The sequence below is a fragment of the Robiginitalea biformata HTCC2501 genome, assembly GCF_000024125.1.
GTDB classification, from domain to species: domain Bacteria; phylum Bacteroidota; class Bacteroidia; order Flavobacteriales; family Flavobacteriaceae; genus Robiginitalea; species Robiginitalea biformata.
Genome location: NC_013222.1, coordinates 788,221 through 810,254, shown reverse-complemented (window position 1 = coordinate 810,254; position 22,034 = coordinate 788,221). Strand labels below are relative to the sequence as shown.

The following is a 22,034-nucleotide window of genomic DNA, read 5'->3' as shown; positions in this document are numbered from 1 at the left end:
CGGGATGTTTTGAAATGCGCCACCCTGCCGGTGCTCTGCGGCACCCTGTTCCTGCTTGGGGCTTGCGGGACACTGCCCGATAGTAACGACCTGCTGCCGGAGGGGACCTTTACCCCGGGAATTGAAGGACCGGCCACAGACGGGGCGGGCAATGTTTATGCGGTGAACTTTGCAGAAGAAGGCACCATCGGCCAGGTGACGCCGGACGGGCAGGCCCGTCTGTATCTGACGTTGCCGGAGGGAAGCGTCGGAAACGGCATTGCCTTTGGCCCGGACGGGCACATGTATGTAGCGGATTACGTCAGGCATAGGGTCTACCGGGTCCCGGCGGGGGGCGATGCCCCGGAGGTGTGGGCGGAAGACGACCGGATGAACCAACCCAACGACCTGTGCGTCCACCCGGACGGCAGCGTCTATCTGAGCGACCCGAACTGGTCCGACAATACGGGCAACCTCTGGCGCGTGCGCCCGGACCGGACCGTGGAGCTGCTCGAATCCGGGATGGGCACCACCAACGGGATTGCGCTGAGCCCCAACCAGCGCTACCTGTATGTAAACGAATCCGTGCAGCGCGCAATCTGGCGCTACGACATGGACCCGGGCGGCGGTGTCCGCAACAAAACGCTATTCCACAAATTTGAAGATTTTGGCCTGGACGGGATGCGCTGCGACCGGGCGGGCAACCTTTACGTGGCCCGTTACGACAAAGGCACAGTAGTTGTATTGTCTCCGGACGGGGGCGTGTTAAAAGAATATCGGCTTTCGGGTAAGAAGCCAAGTAATCTTACTTTTGCCGGGCCCGACGGCAAAACGGTCTACGTGACCCTGGCAGACCGGGGGTGTTTTGAGGTTTTCGAAGCCCCGCATCCCGGCGCCGCTTTTTCTGAATAAACAAATAAACCAAACATGAAGCAATTGAATGCAATGATCCGTCCGCTGGCCTGGCTGGCACCCGCCATCCTCCTCTGGGGATGCGGAGCCACGCAGCTGGTGAGCACCCCGGTCGAAAACATCGACCACGTGGTACCCAAAGTCACCGAATTGAGCGAGGCCGAGGCCCGATCCTGGTCACATGCCGACCTGGTACGCGATTCGATCCCCGGCATGAGCGTAGACCGGGCATACACTGAAATTTTGGGATCCCTCCGGGGGGAAACTGTCGTGGTAGCCGTACTGGACAGCGGGATTGACCTGGACCACGAAGACCTGGACGGCGTACTCTGGACAAACCGGGACGAGAAACCGGGCAACGGGGTGGACGACGACAACAACGGCTACGTGGACGATGTGCACGGCTACAACTTTTTGGGCGAATCCTACAACGAACAACTCGAGGCGGCCCGCATCCTCCGGCTGAACCTGGGTGATGCCGCCCTGCAGGAGCGCGCCCGCAAAAAGCTCGAGGCCGAATCTGCCGAGGCAGCTGCCAACAAGCAACGGTACGAACAAATCCTCCAGGCGGTGAAAAATGCCGACGCAGCCGTCAAAGCCCACCTGGGCCGGGACAATTATACCAAAGCCGACGTAGCCGGTATCGACACCCAGGACCCCCAGCTGATGCAGGCCGTAGCCATTCTGGAGCAGATGTACAGCTTTGAGGACAGCATCGATGCGGTCATGGAGCAATTGCAGGAAGGCATCCAGTATTTTACCGAGCGGCTGAACTACCACTTCAACACCTCCTTCAACGGACGGGAAGTGGTGGGCGACGACCCCTATGACATCGACGACCGCAATTACGGCAACGGCAATCCGTCGAACCGGGTGGAAGACGAATCCCACGGCACCCATGTGGCCGGCATTATTGCCGCTGAGCGCAACAACGGCATCGGCGTGGACGGGGTAGCCGACAAGGTTGAAATCATGGCGGTGCGCGCCGTTCCCAACGGGGACGAATACGACAAGGACGTGGCCCTGGCGATCCGCTATGCGGTAGACAACGGTGCCCGGATCATCAATGCGAGTTTCGGAAAGCCATTCTCCCCGAACGCCCAGTGGGTGTATGAGGCCATTAAATACGCCGCAGCCAACGATGTGCTCATTGTACATGCGGCCGGCAACGATTCCCAGGACCTGGACCTCCCGGAAAATGCAAATTACCCCACCGACCAGGAAGGCACTGGGCCGGAAATTGCAGACAATGTCCTGACAGTAGGGTCTTTGGATAGTTCCTACGGCTCGGAGATGGTGTCGTCCTTTTCAAATTACGGCAGGAGCCAGGTGGACGTCTTTGCCCCGGGGGGGAACATATATTCCACCATGCCCGGGAATGCCTATGACTTCCAGGGCGGCACCTCCATGGCCGCGCCGGCCGTCGCCGGGATTGCCGCGGTTATCCGCTCCCGCTTCCCGGACCTTACCGCCTCCCAGGTAAAGAAAATCATCATGCAGTCCGGATTGCCCGTAAAGTCTCAGGTAATCCTGGGCGGCAACCCGGAAAATGCGCGTACGCTTGCAGATGCCTCGCGCTCGGGGCGGATAGCGAATCTGTATAACGCCCTGATCCTGGCCAGCCAGGTGAGCCGGGGCAATGCACAACCTTAAAATTCAATTGAAATATGACACGTCTCTTTTTTCTTATCCTGCTTGCAACCGCCACGGCCTATGGCCAGGGCAACACCGCCTACTGGCAGCAACATGTGGACTACCGGATGGAAGTGGATATGGATGTGGAAACTTACCGCTATACCGGCACGCAAAAACTGGTATACACCAATAATTCGCCCGATACGCTGAACCGGGTATTCTACCACCTGTATTTCAACGCTTTTCAACCCGGCAGCGAAATGGACATGCGCCTGCAGGCCATTGAAGACCCGGACGGGCGGATGACCGAAGACGGCAAAAGCCGGATTGCCGGGTTATCCCCGGATGAAATCGGCTACCTCCACGCCACTTCCCTGACCCAGGACGGCACAGCGCTGAGCTACCAGGAGGAAGGTACCGTCCTGGTGGTGGAGCTCGCTGAGCCGCTGCTTCCCGGAAGTAAAACGACCTTTGACATGGAGTTTGAAGGGCAGGTACCCGTACAGATCCGCCGCTCCGGGCGCAACAACCGCGAAGGGGTGGCCCTGTCCATGAGCCAGTGGTACCCGAAACTCGCCGAATACGATTTTGAGGGCTGGCACGCCGACCCGTACATCGCACGGGAATTCCACGGGGTATGGGGAGACTTTGACCTGAAACTGACCATTGACAAGGACTACACCGTGGGCGGAACAGGGTACCTGCAGAACCCCCAGGAAATCGGGCACGGCTACGAGAAACCCGGCACCTCCGTCCGCACCCGGGGCAAGACGCTGACCTGGCATTTCAAAGCGCCCAATGTCCACGATTTCATGTGGGCCGCCGACCCGGATTACCTCCACGATACCCTTCGCCTGGACAACGGGACGCTACTCCACTTCCTGTACAAGGACAACCCGGAAATCCTGGAGAACTGGAAAAACCTGCAGCCCAAAGCTGCGGCAACCATGGAATTTTTCAACCGGAATATCGGGCCTTACCCCTACGACCAGTACTCCATTATCCAGGGGGGCGACGGGGGCATGGAGTACGCCATGAGCACGCTCATCACCGGGGAGCGCTCCTTCGGGAGCCTGGTGGGTGTAACCGTCCACGAAATGGCGCACTCCTGGTTCCAGCACGTCCTGGCCACCAACGAATCCCGCCACGAGTGGATGGACGAAGGCTTCACCTCGTTTATCTCGGCCCTGTGCATGGATGCGGTTATGGAGCGGCAACGGGAGAACCCCTTCGCCGGGTCCTACAACGGCTACCGCAGCCTGGCCGCCTCGGGGCGGGAGCAACCGCTCACCACCCATGCGGACCGGTACGACTTTAACGGGGGGTACGGTATCTCCGCCTATAGCAAAGGGGCTGTATTCCTGGCCCAGCTCGGATACGTGATCGGGCAGGACAAGCTCATGGAGACCATCCGGCGCTATTACCGGGAATTCCAGTTCAGGCACCCCACGCCGAACGATTTTATCCGGGTGGCCGAAAAGGTCAGCGGGGCGGAGCTCGAGTGGTACCTGAACGATTTTACGCGCACGGCGAATACAATCGATTACGGGGTGAAAAGCGTGGAAGCCGTGGAAGGCGGCACCCGGGTTTCCCTGGAGCGCATCGGCCTGATGCCGATGCCCATCGACTTGCTGGTAGCCCTGAATGACGGGACCCGGAAAACCTATTACCTGCCCCTGAGGATGATGCGGGCCGAAAAGGAGAATCCGTACGCCGGCTTTGAGCGGGAAGTAAAAGCGGACTGGCCCTGGGCGCAACCCGTCTACGACCTGGTCCTGGTTATCCCGATAGACGAAATTCAGGCCATTGCCATCGACCCGTCCGGCCTCATGGCGGATATCGACCTGGAAAACAACATCTGGCAGCCCGGGCAATAATCGGGTTGCCCGAGTACACTTTCGGACCCTGCTGCCCCCTGATAATTACCGCAAACGACCCGGCCGCTTGAGGCTGAACCAGAAAGTATCCCGGTAATCCGCATTCCGGGCCGTGCGTTCCCGGTTGGTCAGGAGCAGGTGGGAGCGGCCGCGGTGGCGGCTTCGGAATCCCAACAGGTGGAACAGCGGCTTGCTGAAGAAGCGGGCAATGCGCAGGTTAACCAGGAGCGTGTTGCCGTCCGCCCAACGGATCCCCGGCAGGAAGGCCAGCCAGTCCTGGAACCGGAAACGCCGTAACCAGGCCGAAAGCTTCAGGGCCCAGGGCGCTATGCGGCGGATCAGGAAAAACCCCTCTTCCCCCTGCTCCTGATAGAGCGGCATAAACAGGATGCCCTTGCGTTTGAGAAACACCGGTTCGTCCCGGTCGTGGGCCAGCAGCGTGCCGCCCGGCAGGGGCTGGAAGCTCTTCAGGCCGCGTACCATGCGAAATTCCCGGGCGCTTTGCAGGGCATGGCGGTAGTACACCTCGTAAAATGCAGCGTCCCCTTTTGCCGCCTCCCGCAGGTTCGCAAGCCGGCTCCGCGTTTCCCTCCCGCCCGTATCGGATAGCAGCCCGGCAAAGATCAGCGCAAGCCTGACAAAGTCCACAGCGGAGTCTGCGGCCGACGGCTCCTGGTGCTGCCCGGATTCAAAGCCCAGGGAAACATAGCCCAATTCGTTGATATAACTCAATAGCGGCCCGTCCAGGTATTCTTCAATCCCGAGGATTACCGGGACCGGGAAGAGCTGTGCAAACTTCCGGTTGATGACCGCGTCGTTCATGGTTACAAATGGCAGGGTAGGGCTCGAAGTGGTGTGCAAATCGATAAAATAGAACGGGGGCTGCTCTTCCTCCAGGAGTTCCCGGAGCCATGTGAGGATCTCGGCGAGCTGGTGCTCTTCCGTAGACCGCTCGCCCGGGGCGGTGGCACACACCTGCCCGATCCGGGTCCGCGTCCAAATCCGGTTCAGGTCCTGCTCCAGGTAACGCTTGCTCCGCCGGAGGGCGGGGAGGTTGCCACGCACCCCGATAAACCGCCCGGCAGACAGGGGCTCCTTTGCGGATTCCAGCTGGCGGAAAACTTCCTCCAGCGCCAGGATACCGGCCGGCTCGTTGCCGTGGATTCCGCCGAAACAAATCAGCGTAGCCCCGGGCTCCGGCCCGCGAATATCGCCGATGATCCGGATCCCGGTATCCCTGATTTCCCGAGGTGCGTCAGATTCAGTCTTCGTTATCAATGTCTGTTGAAGTAAGCAGGCCTATCAGTTCCCGACCCGAGACGACGGGAAGACAATGGATCCCGTAGGAGGCCATCAGTTCCCGGGCCGATCGAATGGATTTATCCGGGCCTGTGGTTATCAATTCCGTTTTCATCAGGTCGGCAATCCGCATATCGTATATTTCGGGACTATCCGCCAGTTCCCCGACATCCTTCCAACTGAGCAGGCCAATCAATTCCTGGTTTCCGTCCAATACAGGAAGGTGGTGGAACCCGTTCCATTTCATCAGGTGCACCACCAGGGCTGCGCTGTCGTTCTCATGGGCCGTGATGATCCGGGTACTCATCAGGTCGCGAACACTCGCGGAACGGCGGCCGCTGAACACCTCGTTGCAGGTATACTTTTTCCAGGTGGCTACCGGATACCCCTTGAGTGAACGGTTGTACAGGCTGGCGGTCAGTACGCGAAGCGCATCGGGCTGGCGAAGCTCTTTCCGGAGTTCCCGGTAGGTTCTTATCTTCCATTCGGCTCCCGATTGACTCCGGATCCGATTCTCGATCAGTTTTAAGTATTTGGTGATGTCCGCACCGGCCACCTGCATCCGGGAAAGCCCCCGATAGGCAATGGGCAGGAAGAAATCCAGCAGGAGTTCCCGGGCCGGGACATCTTTTCCCTGCCAGCGGAACTGGGCGGACATACCGTAGCGGGCGGCATGGAAAAAGTTCTTTTTGGCGTCCCGGAAATCCATTTTCTTGCGGATGTCGTCGAACTCGGAGGGGCGTCCCGTCATGATCCCTGTCCAGAAAGCCAGGTTGGCGATCTCATCGGCCGTTGTAGGTCCGGAAGGCAGGTAGCGGTTTTCGATCCGCAGGTGCGGTTTCTTTCCGCCCCGGCCATAACAGAGACGGTTCCAGGGGTAAACCGTACCATTGTACAGGCTCAGTGCGGTCAGGGCGGGGGCCTGGCCGCGGTTTACCTGTTCCAGGCTGTCCGACGCCTCAAAATCCGTTGATATCAGGCTGCGGTATCGCGCCACGGACCGCTTAAAAAAATCTGCGGCACTGCCGGTCTCCCATTCGGATCCGAAGCCTACCCGCGGCTCGCGCTCATTGAGCCGGAAGGTACTCCTGCGGGTGTCCACGCTCTGCGAAAAAAGGGCAATCCGGGTTTCCTCCCAGAGTTCGCGTCCCATCAGCAAGGGCGAATTGGCACATACCGACAGGACGGGGCCGGCGATGGCCTGGGCCCAGTTATAGGCGCTTGAGAAATCCTCCGGGTCTATCTGGAGGTGGCTCTGGAAGCTCGTGTTGCACCCTTCATACATGATGGAGTCGTGGTGCAGATTCACCTCGTCCACCCCTTTGATATGCATTTCCAGGTCGGAATCCCGGACGTGCTTCACGGCTTCATTCAGGATGCGGTAGCGGTTGAGCGGGGCCATATATGCCTGGCCAAGGTGGCGGGTGCTGATGGTGGGCAGGACCCCGGTGAGGATAATTTTGTCGCCGTGCCTTGCCGCCGCTTCTTGAGCGCGGCCGAGCAGGTCCCTGAGCTGGTTGTGCATGTCCGAGAGGCAGGTTCCCTGCAACCGCCTCGGGTCCAGATTGATCTCCAGGTTATACCGGGTCAGTTCGGGCGTAAAATGCGGCTCGTTCAGGTCGCTGAGGATCTTGGGGGCGTTCATGGAGGGCTCCCAATCCGCATTTACCAGGCAAAATTCCTGTTCCGCGCCGATGTGCATTTCGTTCCGCTCAAAAAGGCCGTCTTCGAGCATCACCTCCAGGGCCGCGATATCCGTTAGCAATTGCCGGTAGTATTGCGCCCTTTCCAGGGAGGTGTCCAGGGTCTTTACAGCTAAATTTCCCATAGAAGGTAGTTTCTAGATAAAAGGTGATTTCGTGCAGGGGGGATCCCCGGTTTATATCCGGCAAGTTAGGGCCTGGGGGGCCTGGAATATATGATATTTGTCATCCGGGCTGCTGGGGGATTTATTCCTATTTTTGGACATGGTTTCTTTTCGATTCCCCAAACGGGAAAAACTGGCGCACCGGAAATTGTGGGAGGAGGTTTTCCGCAAGGGTCGCACGGTTAAAGCCTACCCGCTGCTGTTGTACTACCTGGAAACACCCCTCCCGGAGCCCGTGCCGTTCCAGGCCGGATTTGCCGTGCCCAAGCGCTCCTTCCGGAAGGCCGTGCAACGCAACCGGATCAAACGGTTGATGCGCGAGGCCTTCCGCCTGGAAAAGCCCGGGACTTTTAACAATACAAAGGGAAGCTTTGCGTTCGTTATTTTATACATTGGAAGGGAAATGCCCGATTTTGAGGGGGTTTCAAAAGCCACGAACATCCTGCTAAAAAAATTCGATTCCCATGAAGCAGTTACTGAAGACTAAGGTTGTTGTCCCGGTCCTGGCCATTGGCCTGTTCCTGACGACTACGGCCTTTAAAAGCGATTTTTTTGAGATCGCCAAGCAAATCGAAATATTCACCACCCTGTTCAAGGAACTCAACATGAACTACGTGGACGAGACGAACCCTGCAGAACTCATGGATTCGGCCATTAAGAACATGCTCGAAGAGCTGGATCCCTACACGGTCTTCCTCAACGAACAGGACGTGGAGGCCTACAAAATCAACAATGCCGGGGAATACTCCGGCATCGGGGCCCTGGTGCGGTCCTACGAAGACCGCCTGGTGATCGTGGAGCCTTACAAAGGGTATCCGGCAGACCGGGCCGGCCTGAAAGCGGGGGACGAGATTGTCACCATCGGCGATATCTCCGTTGCGGATTTCAAGGACGACGCGGCCGAGCTGCTGAAAGGGGCCAACAATTCGTCTGTTTCCGTGAGCTTTCTGCGGCAGGGGAAACTGCAGTCCACAACCGTGGAGCGGAGCGCCATTGAGGTGGACGCCGTGCCCTTTTACCGGATGGCGGATGATAAAACAGGTTACATCGTGCTCTCCCGCTTCAACTCCAAGGCATCCTCCCAAACCGAGGAAGCGTTGCTGGACCTCAAGGAACAGGGAGCCGAACGGATTATCCTGGACTTGCGCGGCAACCCCGGCGGCTTGCTTTCCGAGGCGATCAACGTGACCAACCTGTTTGTGCCAAAAGGCGAATTGATCGTCACCACGAAATCCAAAGTTGCCAAATTCAACCAGGAATACGAGACCCGGAAGCGGCCAGTGGATACGGAAATCCCGCTGGCCATCCTCGTGGACGGCCAAAGTGCCTCGGCAAGTGAAATCGTATCCGGCGGGCTGCAGGACCTGGACCGGGCAGTGATTATCGGGGCGCGGAGTTTTGGAAAGGGACTCGTACAGCGGCCCCTGAAACTCACCTACGGCACGCAATTGAAGGTAACCATCAGCAGGTATTACACCCCTTCGGGACGATGCATCCAGGCACTGGACTACTGGAACCGGGACGAATCGGGGAACGCCGTGCGGAATACGGAATTCCAGGAATTCAAAACGCGGAACGGCCGGAAGGTGACCGACGGGGGCGGGGTCCAGCCGGACATCCCCATCGATGAGCTGAAATCCAACGAACTCATCCGGGCCCTGGTCCAGAACCACGTCATTTTTGATTTCGCCACCAAATACTACTACGATCACACCCTGGACAACCCCGCAGAATTTGAACTGACCCCTGCAGTCTACCAGGAGTTTACGGACCACGTTACCGGCAGCAGTTTTTCGTTTGAAACGCGGACGGAGAAGGCCCTTGAAAAGGCCCTGACCGACCGGGAGGAAGTCATTTTCACGGAAACCATCGAAAACGACTTTAAAACGCTCCTGGCGGACATCGAGAAAAGCAAGCTCCGGGCCCTGGACACCTATTCGGACGAAATCACCCGGCAGCTGGAGGACGAAATCATCAAGCGTTATTTCTACCGGGAAGGGCTCTACGAATATTACCTGGAGAAAGACGCGGCCATCCTGACCGCCCGGGAAGTCCTGGGGCAGCCCCGGCGATACAGCGAAATCCTGCAGGGGCCGTGAACCGGTTGCTTGGGATACTCCTTATATGTATTCCGGGATTCATCGTCTCCGGGCAATCTGTTGCGGAGAGCCAGAATGCGGGGGTAACCCTTGTTGTCCTGGGCACGGTGCAGGACGGGGGTTCCCCGCACATCGGATGCGCCCGCTCATGCTGCGCCCCCTTGCAAAAAACGCCGGACCCAGGCCGCATGGTCGTCTCCCTGGGGATTTCCGATGCGCGCAGCGGCAAACGCTACCTCTTTGAGGCTACCCCGGATATCAGCCGGCAACTCCACGATTTGGGCCGCGTGGGCAGGGGGGAGCCCGATGCGGTCCCCGACGGAATTTTCCTGACCCATGCGCATATCGGACATTACACGGGCCTGATGTTCCTGGGGAAAGAGGCCCTTGGAGCCCGGCAGGTACCTGTATTTGCCATGCCTCGAATGCGCTCCTTCCTGGAGGAAAATGGGCCGTGGAGCCAGTTGGTGGCCTCGGGAAACATCCGTCTGGAGCCGCTGCGCGCAGGAGCGGTCGTCACCCTCGGGGAATCCCTGGAGGTGACCCCGCTGCAAGTCCCCCACCGGGATGAATATTCGGAGACCGTGGGCTTCCTGATCCGCGGTCCCCGGCAAAAAGTCCTTTTTATTCCGGATATCGACAAATGGGAGCGCTGGGAGACCCCTATTGAACGGCTGCTTTCCGAAGTAGACGTCGCATTTGTGGACGCTACCTTTTACGACGCTGCTGAAATCGGTTACCGGGATATTTCACAAATCCCCCATCCGTTTGTGTCCGAAAGCCGTGGGCGCTGGGACAACCTTCCCGCCGCGATGCGACGCAAAGTGCATTTTATCCACCTGAACCACACGAACCCGCTCCTGGACCCGGATAGTGCCGCAAGCCAATCCACCCGCGCGGCCGGATACCGCATAGCGCGCCAGGGCCAAAAATTCCGGCTTTAATGGCTTCCGTATCCCTGCATGAGGCCCTGGCCTCCCAGCTTGGAAAACGTATCCTGTCGGTGACCCCGGTACGGGGTGGGGATATCGCCTCGGCTTACCGCGTGAAAACCCCGGGGGAAATGTTCTTCGCAAAAACCATGGAAGGGGAAAGCGGGTTGCAACAACTGCGGGCCGAGGCGGAGGGCCTTCGCGCCCTTTCCCGGACAGGCACGATCCGGGTTCCGGAAATAGCCTGCGTTTTCCCGCTGGTAACGGGGGGTTGCCTGGTCCTGGAATTCATCGAATCCCGGCCCGGGACCCCAGGGGAATACCGGGCCTTCGGAATCCAACTGGCCGAACTGCACAGCGAGCCGCAGGAGCACTTTGGCTGGCCTGGCGACAATTTCATCGGCAGCCTGCCCCAAAGCAATACACCCGGGCCGGACTGGGCGGATTTTTACGCCACCCGCCGGCTGGCGCCTCAATACGAGCGGGCCGTTTCCAGCGGGCTGCTGGCGCCGTCGGAAATCCCAAAGCCGGCTGCCGTGGCGCGCTGGCTGCGGACATCCGCCGGGGAGGTACAGCCCGCCCTCCTGCACGGCGACCTGTGGGGCGGCAACCACCTGATTGACCGAGCGGGCAGGGCTGTGCTCATAGATCCTGCTGTTTACGCCGGGCACAGCGAAGTGGACCTGGCGATGAGCCGGCTCTTCGGCGGGTACCCCCCTGATTTTTACCAGGGATACCACAGCGTGCTGCCCCCGGCCGAAGGGGAATCCCGCCGAAGGGCCATATACCAGCTCTACTACCTGCTGGTCCACCTGAACCTGTTCGGGTCCTCATACGCTGGCGGTGTCCGGGAAATTGGGCGCGATCTTTTCGGGACAGGGCACTAGCCGGGCAGGATAAATCGTCATCAGCGGTAATTCCTTAATTTTAGTTCCTTTAATTTTTATTATTATGATACGGAGCTATTGCCCACGGTATCCCCGGTTGAAAACCCATACCCTGCACCTGCGGGCCATCCTCTGCACGGTTTGGATAGCCGCCCTGTTCTGCGGCTGCGGGGAAGAACCGGATACATCGTTCACCCATGCGGCCGATTTTACCACCTGGAAGGACTACCTGGGCGATCCCGGAAGAAGCCATTTCAGTACGCTCAGCCAGTTTAACAGGGAAAACGTCCGCGACCTGGAAGTTGCATGGGAATACCGGGCGCCGGACAGCGGGCAGATGCAGATGAATCCTTTGGTGGTGGACACCGTCATCTACGGGGTAACGGCCGCCCTGCGCGCCTTTGCCCTGGACGCCCGTACGGGGGAGGAACTCTGGGTTTTCGGGGATACCCTGAACGCCTGGCATTCCACGAGCCGGGGGGTCAGCTACTGGGAGCGGGGGGATGACAAGCGCATCCTCTATACCGTGGGCTCGGACCTGTATGCGCTGGACGCCCGTACGGGAACCCCTGTTGAAGGTTTTGGCTCCGGTGGAAAAATCGACCTGCGCTCCGGGTTGCCGGCTTCGGCAGCGGATAAATTCGTGATCTCCAATACGCCCGGAACGGTATTTAAAGACCTGATCATCATGCCCCTCCGGATCTCGGAAGGGCCGGGGGGTGCGCCCGGGGATATCATCGCCTTTAACGCCATCACCGGGGAGGTGGCCTGGGTTTTCCACACCATTCCCCTGGCCGGGGAATTCGGAGCGGACACCTGGGAAGACCCGAACATACGGGAAAGCCCGGTGGTGGGCGCGGCCAACAACTGGGCGGGTATGGCGCTGGATGCCAGGAACGAAATCCTGTACGTCCCCACCGGGTCTGCAGCCCCGGATTTTTATGGCGGAGACCGACGGGGTGCCGGCCTTTTTGCCAATACGCTCCTGGCCCTGGATGCCAACACGGGGGAGCGGCTCTGGCACTTCCAGTTTACGCATCACGACATCTGGGACCGCGACCCGCCCGCCCCGCCGAACCTGCTGACCGTCATGCGGGACGGAACCCCCGTCCCCGCAGTAGCCCAGGTTACCAAACAGGGCTATGTATACCTGTTCCACCGAATCACGGGGGAACCCCTGTTCGACATCGAGGAAGTGCCCGTCCCGGCTTCCACCCTGCAGGGCGAAGCCGCCTGGCCCACCCAGCCTATCCCGGTAAAACCAGCACCCTATGCCCGACAGGCGCGCTACCTCACCGAAGCGGACATCAGCCCCTATGCCCCGGACCGGGACTCCCTGCTGGCGCTGTTTAACAAATCCGACAAGCGGCTGTATGCGCCGCCTTCCACGGACCCGGTTTTCCTGCTGCCCGGCTACGATGGGGCCGCCGAATGGGGCGGGGCCGCGGCAGATCCGGAAAAGGGCATCCTGTATGTGAATTCCAATGAGATGGCCTGGATCCTCTCGATGAGCGAGACGCAGGTCCCGGACGAGGACCTGCCGGCCGGGCAACGCATCTATCTGACGTATTGCGCCCTTTGCCACCAGCCGGACCGCAAGGGGGTGGCTGCCAGCGGATACCCGTCCCTGATCGGGGTGGGTTCAACGTATACCCCTGAAACATTTAAAACGCTTATTTCCAAAGGCAAAGGCATGATGCCCGGTTTTCCCCAGCTCACGGAAGCCGAACAGGATGCGCTGGCAGCCTACCTGCTGGAACTGGACGCGGCGGAATACAACACGGGTGCGGCAGGAGACCACAAGGCCGCGCCGGGAGACAAACAGGAGGTCGTGGCAGGGGAGCCCGGGGAGGAAGGCAGGCCACTTCCCTACCAACACGACGGATACCATAAATTTCTGGATGCCAACGGGCTGCCCGGCATTGCCCCTCCCTGGGGAACGCTGCACGCCATCGACCTGAACACCGGGGAATACCTCTGGCAGGTTACCCTGGGGGATACAGAATCGCTGAAAGCCCGCGGGGAACGCCCGACGGGGACCGAAAATTACGGCGGGCCGGTAGTCACCGAAAACGGCCTGTTGTTTATCGGGGCCACCAAGGACGGTTTTTTCCGCGCCTTTGACCGGGATACCGGCCAGCTGCTCTGGGAATACCGGTTGCCGGCAGCTGCATTTGCCACCCCGGCAATTTACGAAGCAGGCGGCCGGCAATACATCGCCCTGGCCTGCGGGGGCGAAAAACTCGGGACGCCTCCGGGAAATTCCATCATTGCTTTCTCGCTGAAAACCGAATAAAACAAACGGACATGAAAAATCCAACGCACATGAACGACCCGATCCGCATCGTAGTAGTGGGTTGCGGCAATATGGGTGCCAGCCATGCCCGGGCCTACCACGCCATGGAGGGCTTTGAAATCACGGGTTTGGTAAGCAGATCCCCGGAAAGCCGGGAAAAACTGTCTGCAGAACTCGGCGGCTACCCCACCTTTGCAAGCCTGGGAGAGGCGCTGTCCGACACCCCGGCGGATGCCGTATCTGTCAACACCTATCCGGATACGCATGCAGCAATTGTCCGGGAGGCCCTGGATGCGGGTTGCCATGCTTTTGTGGAGAAACCCCTGGCACTTACCGTGGAGGAAGCCCGGGAACTTGTGGACCTCGCCCATAAAAACCGGTTAAAGCTGGTGGTTGGATATATCCTGCGGGTACATCCGGCCTGGTCGCAGTTTGTGGAAATTGCCCGAACGCTTGGAAAACCGCTGGTGATGCGCATGAACCTCAACCAACAGAGTTCCGGGGCCACCTGGTATACGCACAGGCAACTGATGCAATCCATGTCCCCGATTGTGGATTGCGGGGTACATTACGTGGATATCATGTGCCTGATGACGGGGTCCCGCCCCGTAAGCGTCAGCGCCATTGGCGCCCGCCTGAGCGACGAAATAGACCCGGAGATGTATAACTACGGCCAGTTGCAGGTGCGCTTTGAGGACGGGTCTGTTGGCTGGTACGAAGCCGGCTGGGGGCCCATGGTTAGCGAAACCGCATTTTTTATAAAGGACGTCATGGGGCCAAAGGGGTCGGTTTCCATCCAGGACACCGCGGCGGGCGGTTCGGACGACGTGGAGGGCCACACCCAAACCGGGAGCCTCAGGCTGCACCACAGCGCCACGGGCCCTGACGGCGAATTCCTCAGGGAGGACGAAATCATCAGTACTGCAGACGAACCGGACCACGACGGTCTTTGCCGGCTGGAGCAGGAATTTTTCCTGGATGCGATCCGCAACGACGCCGACCTGGGGGACCACCTCCGGGATGCGGTGAACAGCCTGCGGATCGTTCTGGCGGCCGACGCTTCCTATAAATCCGGGAAAACGGTTGCAATCGATTGATTTTCGATCGCTAAAACCTTATGATTATGTTAATTAGCCTCCGGAATTTGGCAGTTACAAAAATTCGTCTATTTTACTAGTTATGATCAAAGTAGAAAAGAAAGAAAATCAGGAAATTCTGGAGAAGTCCATCCAGCATTTGGAGGCAAGAGGGTTCAACAACATCAAAGCGGATATGGAGGGGTTTGAATCCCCGAAATCCTATATCAAAAAAAGCACCGGAAACCCGGTCACGCCGGATATAACGGCCACCAAAAACGGCAGGAAATACCTCTTTGATATCAGCCTGAAGTCGGAAAAGCCCACCATGCTGAAATCCAAATGGGTCTTCCTCGATACGCTGAGCCGGATGAAGTCGAACCGGTTCCGGATTATCACCTTCCGCGGACATTACAAATTTACCGATACGCTCCTGCAGGAGTTGAACCTCGGGAACAAACAACCCATCAAGGTTACGTGAAAGGCGTGGTAGCCGGTTAACCGGATTCAGCCCGCCATAGCATTTTGATGTGGGGAATGCCGTCTTCCAGGTATTCGTCCCCGGAAATCTCAAAACCGAAATCCGCATAGAACTGCCTTAAGTAGGCCTGGGCGGAAATGGCTACTTCATTGCATTCCAATATATCCACAACGGCCTCCAGGGAGGCCTTCATTATTTCACGGCCATACCCCCGGCCGCGGCAGGCTTCCGCAACGGCAACCCGGCCGATACTCGCCCGGTCCATGTAGTCGCCCGGGGCAAAGATCCGGGTATAGGCTGCCAGCATATCGCCCTCATAGCCCAACAAATGGTAAGCCGGTTGGTCCTTCCCGTCCGGATCCAGGTAGATACATTCCTGTTCAACCACAAAGATTTCCGACCGCAGTTTCAATACATCGTAGAGTTGCCGGGTGCTCAACTCGTCAAAGCGAAAGAGTTTTATATCCATATCAGTGCTGGGCGATAATTTGCTTGCTGTCGCATTTGCCGAATTCCGGCTGGATGCTCAGGTGGTTGATCCCGTAATCCCGGAGCATTTTTCTTTCGATTTCAGACAGGATGACCTCGAATTCCGACAGGAGGATGTCGCTGTGAAAGTCGATGTGTGCCTCCAGGTGGATGGAGTCCTCGTTGAGCTGCCACAAGTGGACGTGATGCACGTTTTTCACCGCATCCAGGGCGCTGATACTCCCTACGATTTCCTGCACCCGGATATGGTCCGGGCTAAACAGCATCAACACCCGCGTAGCAGAACGGAGCAGGTCGTACCCCATATAGATCAGGTAGAGCGCAATGGCGATTGTCAGGGCCGGGTCGATCCAGAACCAATTGAAATAATACATCAATATGCCCCCGGCAAGGACAGCTACCGAAGCCATCATATCCGTGAGCAGGTGCAGGTAGGCGGATCGCATGTTCATGTTTTTCCCGGAATCCTTCCGGATGAGCAGCACGCTGAACCCGTTGGCCAGGATGCCCAGGAGGGAAAGCCAGATAACGATGCCCGAATCGATGGATTGGGGTTCGAGGAATCGCTCTACAGCTTCAATAATCAGAAAAACTGCGATTACGATCAGGGAAGCCGAGTTTACAAAGGCGGCGATAATCTCCGCCCGCTTATAACCAAAAGTCTTGCTGGTTGAAGGTTCTCGCCGGGTGAGTACATTGGCGATATAGCTGATGACCAGGGAGAGTACATCACTCAGGTTGTGCAGGGCATCCGATAGCAGGGAAAGGCTGCCGGAAAGGAAACCTCCCACAGCCTGGGCAATCGTAATCAGGATATTGAGGACGATGGATATCAACAGGTTGCGACCGCCTGTGGTGGGATGATGGTGGTGGTGATGGTGGGAGTGTCCCATGGATCCTCAATTCAGCTGGCACTTACGCACAAAACTCCTGGTTCAGTAACAGGGTATTTTTTCGATTCGCCTCTGGTGGCGGCCGCCTTCAAAAGGCGTATCCAGGAAAGTTCGCACCATCTCAAGCGCCTGGGGAATGGCCAGGAACCGCGCCGGCAGGCCCAGTATATTCGCATTGTTGTGTTCCCGAGCCAGGGAAACGATTTCCTTGTTCCAGCAGAGGGCCGCCCGGATCTCCTGGTGCTTGTTGGCAGTCATACAGGCACCGTTCCCGCTGCCGCATACCACAATCCCCAGGTCTGCCTCCCCGGAAGCGACATCCGTGGCAACCGGATGGATAAAATCCGCATAATCCACTCCGTCCGTACCGTCGGTGCCGTGGTTGATTACTTCGATATCCATGGATTTTAGCAAACCCACAATGGCCAGCTTGTACTCGGTACCCGCATGGTCGTTTCCAATGGCTATTTTCATTTCATTCTATTTAAACCGTTAGATACAGTTTTTTTGCGTTACCAATATTCAAAAATTCGAGATATTTTCCCGTCCCTAAATTCAAAAAGAGTCATTTCTGGTTCTCCCTCTTTGATTTCACCATCTATAATTTCTACAAAACACTTTTGTGTCACAACAGCGTTAAGTCCTGTAATTTTATTCAGTATTTTAATATCTGTAACTTTTCCATCATAACCTCCATTTCTTTGATTCCTTACATATCCGTTGTATAAATCTTCTCTGGTGTATGTTCCACCATATTTTGGATGAACGTATGTAAAGTCCTCTGTAAAAAGTTCAAAGGTTTTGTCGATATCATCGATTGTGGAATTTGCTTGAAATATTTTGAGGTTTAAATCATAATATTTCTGAACAATTGTTTCTAATGAGTCTTTATGGGCTTTTGTGGCATGCTGTGAAACAACTTGATTGATTGCCGAAAGCATTAAGAAAACAAAGACTAATGACTTCAAACTTGATTTAATATTCAATCCTGGTAGTTTTAAATTGTATCTATCGTTTTGTGTATGAGTAGTAGCAGATTCCTACTCACAAACCATTCGGTTTTACACGGAGTCTTACCTAATCCCTACATTTTCGTTGATCACTGCAGTCGCTATTTCTTTTACACCCCTGTAAAGTTACAAAACCAAGCCGGCTTGGAGCCGAACCCGGGTAATTAACAGCTGCTTTTTACAATAATTTCAACTGCTTTATCCTGAGCGAAGTACTGTGCTGCCAATTGTTGAAAACCCGGGGCACAATTTGTGACAACCCAATTTTGTTATCCCGCATAAAAATTGCATTGGACTTAAAATCCCGGATATTCAAGGGGTAACTGTCATTTTTTGTCATGGATTATCCGCTGCGATCGATGCCCTAATCAACACACATCCGCTGTTTATTTATCCAAAAATTCCTGTTAACAGCACTTATTAAACAACGTTGATAACCGGTATAACCCATTGATTCTACCCATTTCTGCTTCATATATCCTGTCGATAAGTTCTTAGCATTGAATCTCACAAGGAAAACGATGTTTTTTTATCCCCTGAATTAACAGCCTATCATATCTATAATCATCTTTTTATAAAATCAAATTAATAATAGAATATGTTGTTTAAATTGTTAATTGACCGAATCGCTTAATAGACAGGGTTCCGGGGCCTTCCTCGGAATATTATTCGTAATTTGCGGCGAAATTTAAAATGTACATGTCGAAAAGAAAGAAGCGGGCAAAGAATCACCTTATCAACGAAATTACCAAAGGAATCTTCAGTGTATTAGAGTCCGACCCTAAAAAGAACTTCAACTACAAACAAATAGCCGGTAAACTGCAGATCGGCGATACCGAAGGCAGAAACCTTCTCATCAAGCGCCTGGGCCAGCTGGCCCAGAAAAATCGGATTAAAGAAGTATCCCCGGGAAAATACCAGGCCATCCATAAGGTGGAGGTGCTGACCGGGCAGATCGATATCAATTCTCAGGGGAACGGATACGTGGTGATCCCGGAATTGGAGAAAGATGTATTTATCACCTCCCCGAACCTGGGTAGGGCCTTCCACAAGGACACCGTAGAGGTACAGTTGTTCCAAAAGAAAAAGGGAAGCAAGCCGGAAGGTAAAGTGGTCCGGGTAGTGGAGCGCCGTAAAAATGCATTTGTGGGCATTGTGGACCAGTCCAAATCTTTTGCTTTTGTCCGGCCTACGGACTCCCGGATGTATACCGATATTTTTGTCTCCCTGGACGACCTGAACGGTGCCAAAGACAAGGAAAAAGTACTGGTGGAAATCAAGAGTTGGCCGGAGGATGCGGATTCCCCCTATGGAAAAGTAACCCAGGTTTTAGGGGTGCCCGGCGAACACAACACGGAGATCCATGCAATCCTCGCCGAATACGGGTTGCCGTATGAATTTCCCGCCGAGGTGGAGCACTACGCCAATTCCCTGGATACCCGGATCCATCCCAATGAGGTTTCAAAACGTCGGGATATGCGGGACACCCTGACGTTTACCATCGACCCGAAGGATGCCAAGGACTTTGACGATGCGCTGTCGTTCCGGGAACTCGACGGGGGCGATTACGAAATCGGGATCCACATTGCAGACGTATCACATTATCTGAACGAGGATTCCATCCTGGAGGAAGAGGCCTATAACCGGGCAACTTCGGTGTACCTGGTAGACCGCGTGGTGCCCATGTTGCCGGAGATTCTTTCCAACAACGCCTGTTCGTTGCGGCCGCACGAAGACAAATACACGTTTTCTGCTGTTTTTATCATGGACGACCAGGCCCGGGTAAAAGACCAGTGGTTCGGTCGGACGGTGACCCACTCAAACGAGCGTTTTGCCTATGAGGAAGCCCAGCACGTGATTGAGACGGGACGGGGTTCCATCCCCGCCGATATTTCCATCCGGGGCAAGGCCTACCAGATTTCCGGGGAAATCGTCAACGCCATCTACACCATGGACCAGTTGGCAAGGAAAATGCGGAAGCTGCGGATGCAGCACGGGGCGATTTCCTTTGACAAGGTGGAGGTGAAGTTTAATCTGGATGAGGAAAACAACCCGGTAGGGGTATTTTTCAAGGAAAGCAAGGACGCCAACAAACTCATTGAGGAATTCATGCTCCTGGCCAACCGGAAAGTGGCTGAATTCATCGGGAAGCAGCAGCCTAAAAAGACCTTTGTATACCGCGTACACGACGAACCCGATGAGGACAAACTCATTGCCCTGAACGGGATTGTCAAACGCTTTGGCCACCAGCTGAATTTCAAGAACAAGAAAAATCTGAACCATTCGCTCAACCAGCTGCTCGAGGATGTGAAGGGCCGGAAGGAGCAGAACCTGGTGGACACCCTGGCCATCCGCAGCATGAGCAAAGCTTCCTATACCACGGACAATATCGGGCATTACGGGCTGGCATTTGATTATTACACGCATTTTACCTCCCCGATCCGGCGATATCCCGATGTAATGGTCCACCGGCTGTTGCACCAGTATCTGAACGGGGCCAAATCGGCCCCCGAGACCCTGTATGAGGATAAGTGCAAGCACTCCTCTGAAATGGAAGCCCTGGCGGCCCAGGCGGAGCGGGATTCCATCAAGTACATGCAGATCAAATTCATGCAGGACCACCAGGACCAGGAGTTTACCGGGGTGATTTCCGGGGTGACCGAATGGGGGATCTATGTGGAAATCATCGAAAATAAGTGCGAAGGGATGGTGCGGATCCGGGATATAAAAGATGATTATTATACCTTTGATGAAAAGCAGTACGCCCTCGTTGGCGAACGCAGGGGCAAGGTATACCAGTTGGGCGATGAGGTCCGGGTGATGGTTAAAAACTCCGACCTGATCAAACGCCACCTGGATTTTTCCCTGATCGGGAAGGCCTGAACCCGGAAACCAAGTTGTACCAAAGTACCCCAGGATGCGTCAATGTAAATTTCTGTTTCTCTGGATTGGTTTGGCAGGGCTGACGGCTGCGGGGCTCCGCGCGCAGGATGCCCAGGTGACCCACGATACCGGGCCTTTCCGGGAAATCAAAGTATTTGACGGCATTTCCCTCAACCTGATCCGCAGCGACAGGAACCAGGCCGTGGTGCGGGGTGAAAATACCCGGCAGGTGGCTGTTGTGAACAACGACGGAATCCTGAAAGTCCGGATGGAGATCACCAAGATTTTTAGCGGATATCGCACTTTTGTAGACCTGTATTACACGGATCCCCTGTTAATTATCGATGTAAACGAGGATGCCCGCATCGAATCCAGGGACGTGATCCGGCAGGATGTCCTGGAGGTTAAGGCCCAGGAAGGAGGAGAAATTGTCCTGGAGGCGGAAGTAACCCAGTTTCTGGTCAAGGCTGTAACCGGCGGCATTATTACGGCCTCGGGGAAATCGAAGAACCAGGATGTTCAGATCAATACGGGCGGCATCTACCAGGGCAGGGACTTCGCTACCGGATTTTGTACCGTTAACGTCAATGCGGGTTCCACAGCGGAAATCCACGCCTCGGATTACGTAAAGGCCACCGTGAAGGCAGGGGGCAAGGTGTTCGTTTACGGCGACCCGGACAAAATGGAAGAAAAAACAGTTTTTGGCGGAACGATAAAACGCATGTAGCAGGTGATTTGGGATGACATTAGCGCGGCACTACCCCTGGGCTTCTTTTTGAGCTTCATGATCGGCCCCGTGTTCTTTGTCCTTCTTGAAACCAGTGCTACAAAAGGCTTCCGCGCAGCCCTGGCCCTGGACCTCGGCGTGGTGCTGGCGGACATCCTCTTCCTGGTAATCGCCTATTTCAGCAGCTTCCAACTCCTGGAAAACCTCAGCAACCAACCCGGCCTCTATGTGTTTGGCGGGGTGATCCTGCTGGTGTACGGGCTTACAACGGTTTTCCGGTCCGATTTCAAGGAAAAAAAACCGCATATCGTAACCCGGTCCTCGGATTACTTCGGCCTGTTCGTCAAAGGATTTCTGCTGAATTTTATCAATATCGGCGTACTCGTATTCTGGCTGGGCGTGATCATTATCGTGGGCCCAAGCCTGGACAACCAGCCCAACCGCATCCTCACTTTTTTCTCGGCCATGCTGGCCGCCTACCTGGTCACGGATATATTCAAGATCCTTCTGGCCAAGCAATTGCGCAAAAAACTCACCCGGGAGCGGATCTTTTGGGTAAAAAAAGCCCTGGGCATCATCCTGATTATCTGCGGGGTGGTGTTGATTGTCAAGGGGTTCCTGCCCAAGGACCAGTTATCCATCGAACAGGGAATCGACCTGATACGGGAATAGGTGAAGGAATAAAAAAACCC

The 22,034-nt window shown here is 56.1% G+C and carries 19 protein-coding genes; 13 read left to right on the top strand and 6 right to left on the bottom strand.

The features are described from left to right. The first annotated feature begins 9 nt into the window (after positions 1–9). From RB2501_RS03585 to RB2501_RS03575, 3 genes are read left to right on the top strand one after another with little or no spacing between them, the layout of a single operon-like run. Positions 10–891, top strand: a complete 882-nt coding sequence (locus RB2501_RS03585; RefSeq protein ID WP_238528099.1) for an SMP-30/gluconolactonase/LRE family protein — start codon at positions 10–12, stop codon at positions 889–891. A 15-nt stretch (positions 892–906) separates the two neighbouring features. Next, entirely contained in the window at positions 907–2,544 is a 1,638-nt protein-coding gene (locus RB2501_RS03580; RefSeq protein WP_015753380.1) for a S8 family peptidase, read from the top strand. Positions 2,545–2,558: 14 nt separating this feature from the next. Then, positions 2,559–4,403 (top strand): M1 family metallopeptidase, encoded by a 1,845-nt coding sequence (locus tag RB2501_RS03575; RefSeq protein WP_015753379.1) that lies wholly within the window; start codon positions 2,559–2,561, stop codon positions 4,401–4,403. A gap of 45 nt (positions 4,404–4,448) precedes the next feature. On the opposite strand, the gene RB2501_RS03570 is transcribed toward RB2501_RS03575, so the two are convergent. Then, positions 4,449–5,681 (bottom strand): succinylglutamate desuccinylase/aspartoacylase family protein, encoded by a 1,233-nt coding sequence (locus tag RB2501_RS03570; protein WP_015753378.1) that lies wholly within the window; start codon positions 5,679–5,681, stop codon positions 4,449–4,451. Continuing rightward, entirely contained in the window at positions 5,665–7,530 is a 1,866-nt protein-coding gene (locus RB2501_RS03565) for a CBS domain-containing protein (protein WP_015753377.1), read from the bottom strand. The genes RB2501_RS03570 and RB2501_RS03565 overlap by 17 nt, the downstream gene beginning before the upstream one ends. Before the next feature lie 139 nt (positions 7,531–7,669). Between RB2501_RS03565 and rnpA the strand changes: the two genes are divergently transcribed. The 7 genes from rnpA (at position 7,670) to RB2501_RS03530 (ending at position 15,340) form a co-directional block, all read left to right on the top strand. Beyond that, positions 7,670–8,056 (top strand): ribonuclease P protein component, encoded by a 387-nt coding sequence (gene rnpA / locus RB2501_RS03560; RefSeq protein WP_015753376.1) that lies wholly within the window; start codon positions 7,670–7,672, stop codon positions 8,054–8,056. After that, positions 8,034–9,668 carry a S41 family peptidase gene (locus RB2501_RS03555; protein WP_015753375.1) on the top strand — a complete coding sequence of 545 codons (1,635 nt, stop codon included), beginning with the start codon at positions 8,034–8,036 and terminating at the stop codon, positions 9,666–9,668. The genes rnpA and RB2501_RS03555 overlap by 23 nt, the downstream gene beginning before the upstream one ends. Continuing rightward, positions 9,665–10,612, top strand: a complete 948-nt coding sequence (locus RB2501_RS03550; protein ID WP_015753374.1) for an MBL fold metallo-hydrolase — start codon at positions 9,665–9,667, stop codon at positions 10,610–10,612. The genes RB2501_RS03555 and RB2501_RS03550 overlap by 4 nt, the downstream gene beginning before the upstream one ends. Beyond that, positions 10,612–11,487, top strand: coding sequence for a fructosamine kinase family protein (locus RB2501_RS03545; protein ID WP_015753373.1), 876 nt, complete (start codon positions 10,612–10,614; stop codon positions 11,485–11,487). The genes RB2501_RS03550 and RB2501_RS03545 overlap by 1 nt, the downstream gene beginning before the upstream one ends. A 64-nt stretch (positions 11,488–11,551) precedes the next feature. Next, positions 11,552–13,783, top strand: a complete 2,232-nt coding sequence (locus RB2501_RS03540; RefSeq protein ID WP_148214282.1) for an outer membrane protein assembly factor BamB family protein — start codon at positions 11,552–11,554, stop codon at positions 13,781–13,783. Positions 13,784–13,794: 11 nt separating this feature from the next. Continuing rightward, positions 13,795–14,880: a Gfo/Idh/MocA family protein gene (locus RB2501_RS03535; protein ID WP_041326947.1), complete on the top strand. Its 1,086-nt coding sequence runs from the start codon at positions 13,795–13,797 to the stop codon at positions 14,878–14,880. Positions 14,881–14,962: 82 nt separating this feature from the next. After that, positions 14,963–15,340, top strand: a complete 378-nt coding sequence (locus tag RB2501_RS03530; RefSeq protein ID WP_015753370.1) for a hypothetical protein — start codon at positions 14,963–14,965, stop codon at positions 15,338–15,340. A 16-nt stretch (positions 15,341–15,356) separates the two neighbouring features. Here RB2501_RS03530 and RB2501_RS03525 read toward each other — a convergent pair whose 3' ends face one another. The 4 genes from RB2501_RS03525 to RB2501_RS03510 are packed head-to-tail and all read right to left on the bottom strand — an operon-like array spanning position 15,357 to position 17,690. After that, the gene (locus RB2501_RS03525; protein WP_015753369.1) at positions 15,357–15,809 is read right to left on the bottom strand and encodes a GNAT family N-acetyltransferase; all 453 of its coding nucleotides are present in this window, start codon (positions 15,807–15,809) and stop codon (positions 15,357–15,359) included. Position 15,810: 1 nt separating this feature from the next. Continuing rightward, positions 15,811–16,722 carry a cation diffusion facilitator family transporter gene (locus RB2501_RS03520; protein ID WP_015753368.1) on the bottom strand — a complete coding sequence of 304 codons (912 nt, stop codon included), beginning with the start codon at positions 16,720–16,722 and terminating at the stop codon, positions 15,811–15,813. A gap of 42 nt (positions 16,723–16,764) precedes the next feature. After that, positions 16,765–17,196: an RpiB/LacA/LacB family sugar-phosphate isomerase gene (locus RB2501_RS03515; RefSeq protein WP_015753367.1), complete on the bottom strand. Its 432-nt coding sequence runs from the start codon at positions 17,194–17,196 to the stop codon at positions 16,765–16,767. A 38-nt stretch (positions 17,197–17,234) separates the two neighbouring features. Next, positions 17,235–17,690, bottom strand: coding sequence for a nuclear transport factor 2 family protein (locus RB2501_RS03510; RefSeq protein ID WP_015753366.1), 456 nt, complete (start codon positions 17,688–17,690; stop codon positions 17,235–17,237). Between the two features lie 741 nt (positions 17,691–18,431). Here RB2501_RS03510 and rnr point away from each other — a divergent pair. From rnr to RB2501_RS03495, 3 genes are read left to right on the top strand one after another with little or no spacing between them, the layout of a single operon-like run. Further along, positions 18,432–20,615 (top strand): ribonuclease R, encoded by a 2,184-nt coding sequence (gene rnr / locus RB2501_RS03505; RefSeq protein WP_015753364.1) that lies wholly within the window; start codon positions 18,432–18,434, stop codon positions 20,613–20,615. Between the two features lie 34 nt (positions 20,616–20,649). Beyond that, positions 20,650–21,342: a head GIN domain-containing protein gene (locus tag RB2501_RS03500; RefSeq protein WP_049764830.1), complete on the top strand. Its 693-nt coding sequence runs from the start codon at positions 20,650–20,652 to the stop codon at positions 21,340–21,342. Positions 21,343–21,348: 6 nt separating this feature from the next. Next, positions 21,349–22,014 (top strand): LysE family translocator, encoded by a 666-nt coding sequence (locus RB2501_RS03495; RefSeq protein ID WP_041327461.1) that lies wholly within the window; start codon positions 21,349–21,351, stop codon positions 22,012–22,014. Positions 22,015–22,034: the final 20 nt, after the last annotated feature.